Source organism: Nesterenkonia massiliensis (assembly GCF_000455245.1).
Taxonomy (GTDB): domain Bacteria; phylum Actinomycetota; class Actinomycetes; order Actinomycetales; family Micrococcaceae; genus Nesterenkonia; species Nesterenkonia rhizosphaerae.
The window spans coordinates 33,702-38,408 of the sequence record NZ_HG005173.1 but is presented as its reverse complement, the minus strand read 5'-3'; the positions used below and the strand labels follow the sequence as shown (position 1 = coordinate 38,408).

The 4,707-nt window shown below is 61.0% G+C and carries 4 protein-coding genes; 1 reads left to right on the top strand and 3 read right to left on the bottom strand.

The window, feature by feature from the left end; translation table 11 throughout:
- Positions 1-396: 396 nt before the first annotated feature.
- A complete protein-coding gene (locus tag TX78_RS11360; RefSeq protein ID WP_044496361.1) occupies positions 397-1,899 on the bottom strand; it encodes a SulP family inorganic anion transporter in 1,503 nt (500 codons plus the stop codon).
- A 312-nt stretch (positions 1,900-2,211) separates the two neighbouring features.
- On the opposite strand from TX78_RS11360, the gene TX78_RS11355 reads away from it, so the two are divergent.
- Positions 2,212-2,634 carry a DUF1801 domain-containing protein gene (locus TX78_RS11355; RefSeq protein WP_044496360.1) on the top strand — a complete coding sequence of 141 codons (423 nt, stop codon included), beginning with the start codon at positions 2,212-2,214 and terminating at the stop codon, positions 2,632-2,634.
- A gap of 48 nt (positions 2,635-2,682) precedes the next feature.
- Here TX78_RS11355 and TX78_RS11350 read toward each other — a convergent pair whose 3' ends face one another.
- The gene (locus TX78_RS11350; RefSeq protein WP_044496359.1) at positions 2,683-4,272 is read right to left on the bottom strand and encodes a Na+/H+ antiporter NhaC family protein; all 1,590 of its coding nucleotides are present in this window, start codon (positions 4,270-4,272) and stop codon (positions 2,683-2,685) included.
- Positions 4,273-4,393: 121 nt separating this feature from the next.
- Positions 4,394-4,707, bottom strand: a 314-nt coding sequence (locus TX78_RS14435) for a response regulator transcription factor (RefSeq protein WP_044496358.1), incomplete at its 5' end; no start/stop codon positions are given.

Sequence of the window (4,707 nt, the reverse complement as noted above, 5' to 3'; positions counted from 1 at the left end):
GGGCTCGACGAAATTCAAGTGTGATGTACGCCACGTCACAATAGGCATAAATCTATCCAGTAAATAAACTGGATGCAAGAATCTCCGGGCGATGTACTTGGCTAGGACTTCCAGACTGAGCTGGCGGATCTGCCGATGCGCATGCCTCTACGGCAGAGGTCTCCCACGAAGGTCCCTCCCAGAAGCTGGCTGACGTAGAGTTCGCGACCGCGGAACGGGTGGTCGAGCTGATCAACACATGGCCTCACGAGCAGAAGTTGACCGCTGCCCGGATCGCGCTGAGACTGGGCCGGGACTACGACTTCATCATTCACCCGCTCGCCGAGCTGACCTCGGCTTACCAGGCACGTCTCTCGGCACTTCCGGACTAACTCCCAGCGATAAGCTGTCAGGACCTCAAGAACCCAAGCGGCCGGTCAGGCGCTCACGCATCTGCGCGCTGGCCTCGTTCAGGCCAGTGACCTCCACGTATTTGCCGTAACTCTCATACTTGCGGACAACTGAGTCCAAGGCCGCCACGGTCGAGGCGTCCCACAGGTGGGAATCAGCGAAGTTGATGACCACATGCCCCGGGTCCTCCGCGTAGTCGAACTGGTAGTAAAGGTCGTTCGAGGAGGCGAAGAACAGCTCGCCTTCTACGCGGTAGGTGACCGAGTCGCCGTCGTGCTCTTCCCGGTGGACCTGAGCGAACCGGGAGACCCGGTGGGCGAAGAGCACCATGGCGGTGAGGACTCCGACCCCCACACCAATCGCGAGGTTATGCGTGATGACGGTGGTCGCAGTGGTCACCAGCATCACGGTCGTCTCAGACTTGGGCATGGCCTTCAGCGTGCCTGGTGCGATGCTGTGCCAGTCGAAGGTGATGAAGGAGACGAACACCATCACTGCCACAAGCGCGGCCATTGGGATCATGCCGACCACCTCGCCCATCGCCAGGACAAGAACCAGAATGAAAACCCCGGCCAGGAATGTGGAAATCCGGGTGCGAGCTCCTGCAGCTTTCACATTGATCATGGTCTGGCCGATCATCGCGCAGCCGCCCATGCCGCCGGTGAACCCGGAGAGCATGTTCGAGACTCCCTGCCCCCAGGATTCACGCGTCTTGTTCGAGTGGGTGTCGGTGATGTCATCGACTAACTTGCCGGTCATCAACGACTCCAGCAGCCCCACAAAGGCCATACCCAATGCATAGGGGGCGATGATCTGGAAAGTCTCCAAGGTCAATGGCACCTCGGGGATGAACAGCTGTGGCAGGCTATCCGGCAGCTCACCGCGGTCAGAGACTGTGGGGACAGCCACTGCGAAGCTCGCGGTGATCACTGTCAGCACCACGATGGTCACGAACGGTGCCGGGACCGCCCGGGTCAGCTTGGGGAAAAGGAACACGATCAGCAGCCCCAGGCCAACCAGTGGGTATACCAGCCCGGGCACGCCGATGAGCTCGGGGAACTGGGAGGAGAAGATCAGTATGGCCAGGCCGTTGACGAAGCCGATCATCACTGACCGCGGGATGAACCGCATCAGCTTCGCCACCCCCACCACCGCCAGCAGCACCTGAAACACCCCGGCCAGAATCACCGCGGCGATGAAGTAATCGAGGCCATAGGCCGCCACCAGCGGTGCGATCACCAGAGCAGTCGCTCCGGCACCGCCAGAGACCATGGCGGGGCGCCCTCCCACAAAGGCAATACTGATGGCCATGACCACCGAAGCGTAAAGGCCCACGCGGGGATCCACACCGGCGATGATGGCAAATGCCATCGACTCCGGGATCAGTGCCAGGGCGGTCACCAGCCCCGCCAGGATTTCTACCTTGAGCAGCCTGGGGGAGCGAAGGGTGCGCAGCACCGATTGGCGTTCAGCGGGCACAGGTTGTGCAGGTGGTGTTGCAGAGGGCATGGCTAAAAGACTCTCATACACCGGAGGATTACAAGGTGCGACGACAGGCGCCGAAGTCCGCGTAGATCTTCCTCAGCGACTCCGTTTGCTGATAAATTCGGCATCACGCGCTTCCAGGTGAATGACGGCCTGAATCATCGCGGAGGGACCTGTCTTCGCAGGACATCACCATGGACGAATCCGTGCCGGACACCATGAGCCGGATGCACGAGGTCATCACTGCCGCCGCGCCAGAGCTGAAACCCCGCATAGCGGTTGCAGCTGCTCCCTTCGCGGTAGGCTCAGCAGCACCACAAGAGCAAGGGAACCCTGATGCCTGCTAAGCAGCCAGCCATGTCGCCGTCGGACACCCCGGTGGAAGCGGTGCTTGATCAAACTGTGGGTCCACGGCGGGCCGAAGCAGATGAGCTTGTCTCACTCTTCGCCGAAATCAGCGGAGAAAAGCCAGTGGTGTGGGCTGGCAGAATCATCGGATTCGGGGAGTACCAGTACCGTTACGCGAGCGGGCACAGCGGTCAAGCACCCTTGATGGCCTTTGCCACGGGGAAGAACCAGCACACCATTTATCTGGTGAGCAACTACGCCGAACGCTGGCCCGAGCTGTTGGCAAGGCTCGGCAGCTACCGGACAAGCAAGGCATGCCTCTACCTCACGCGCTTATCCAAGGTAGATATGAGCGTTCTCCGCGAGCTTCTCATGCTCTCTCATGCGATCACCCTGCAGGAAGCAGTCTAAGAATAGGCACTCCCGTATTGCTCCTGCGCACTGCAGGCAAGATCCTGCTCAGACCGTCTGAGCTGACTCGATCGGCGTCGTCGTCGCCTTCATGATCACCACGAACGCGGCAAGCCCAGCAACTACCACGACAAGGCCGATCACCACGCTGCTGGTCAGCGCAAGAGCCACATAGCCCAGAGTCGCGCAGACTGCCGCGCTAGCGACGTACGGCAGCTGAGTCACCACATGGGTGATGACATTGCAGCTAGAACCTGTGGCCGAGAGGATCGTGGTGTCGGAGATGGGGGAAGCGTGGTCACCTGCCACCGCGCCGGCCAGCACCGCACCCAGCACCGGCAGCAGCAGATCGGGCTGATCCATGGAGTTGATGATGCCACCGGCAATGGGAAGCAGCAGCCCGAAGGAGCCCCAAGACGTACCAGTAGCAAAGGACATGGCCGCAGCGATGACAAAAACCACCGGAGCCAGCCAGCCGGCGGAAATATTGGACGCCTCCACAAGCTGACCCAGGTAATCCCCGGTGCCCAACTGGCCGATCAGATCGCCCAGCATCCAGGCCGGGATGAGAATGGCTATTGCCGGAAGCATGGACTTCACGCCCTCCACCCAGCCGCGGGCGAAGGTAGAACGCACGAACTGCGGGTTCTTCCGGGTATTGCGCAGGTAGTAGTACACCGCCGAGATCAGCCCGAGCAGTCCACCGACCACCAGCGCTGCACTGGCATCCGTCTCCGCCAGGATGTCGATGATGTTCCAGGATTCCGCCGCCCGCTGACCAGTCCACACAATGCCCGCGAAGACACCCACCACAAGCAGCACAAAGGGCACGATCAGCGCACGCCGGGCACCAGGATCGTGGACCGGGAGGTCGTCGGAGAGCTGCCCGGGGACATCGTCGGATGGGTCAAAGAGCTGCCCCTCGGTGATGGCGCGCCGCTCCTCTTTGCGCATAGCGCCCATATCGATACGGAAGATAATCACCAGCCAGACCAGGACTGCCGCGGCAATGGCGTAGTAATTGGCGACGGCGGCACCCAGGAAGGCCTGCACGCTACTGATGGACAGCGTCGAGGCTGCCACGATCGGTGCGAGGATGTCCATAATGTAGGCGCCCCAGCTGGAGACCGGGGAAAGCACCGAAACCGGTGCAGAGGTGGAGTCAACGATGTAGGCGAGCTTGGCGCGAGAAACCCGGTGCTGGTCGGTGACCGGTCGCGAAATCTGCCCGACCGCCAGGGCGTTGAAGTAATCGTCGATGAAGATGACGATGCCCAGGATCGCCGGTAAGAACATGGAACCTGGCCGCTTCTGGATCCGGCGCATGGCCCAAAGCGCAAAAGCGGTAGTGCCGCCAGACATCAGGATGAAGGCGGCGATGACGCCCAGCAGCAGTAGGAACACCAGAATGTAGACCGACCAGGTGTTGACCTCCCCGTCCGCCCAGAAAATTGAAGCAAACGCATTCCACACGGCCTGCACGGTGCTGAACGGGTTGAGGTCATGAATCAGCAGTGCAGCCGCGACCACGCCCGCACCCAAGCTGATAAGCACTTTCCGGGTAAGGATCACCAGGGTCAGCGCCAGCACCGCAGGTACCAGGGTCACAAGCGGGTACGACGTGGTGAGGTCGCTCATAGGGCCTTTCGTCGGTGATTCATCCAGAAGAGAGGTGCAGGCCGCGAGACAAATCTCTGAAACGGCCCGGGTCATCCTACACCGCCAGCCCAGGGGAGCGGCGCCAATCACACCGATTGTCTCAGCCCAGGATGCCTTCCCGGATAGCACGCAGAACCGCGTTGGTTCTGTCCCTGGCCCCCATCTTGGTCAGGATTGATGAGATGTGATTCTTCACCGTGCCCTCAGCCAGATGGATCAGCTGCGCAATCTGGCGGTTGGAGTACCCCTCCGCCATCAACCGCAGCACCTCAACTTCACGTTCAGTCAGCTGATCAACAACGACACCTTGGGAGCCTGCGGGCTCGGGAGCTGCCTTGATGGCCCGCAACAGCCGGTCAGTGATCGAGGGGGCAATAAGCGTTCCACCATCGGCAAGAGCGCGTACAGCTTCTG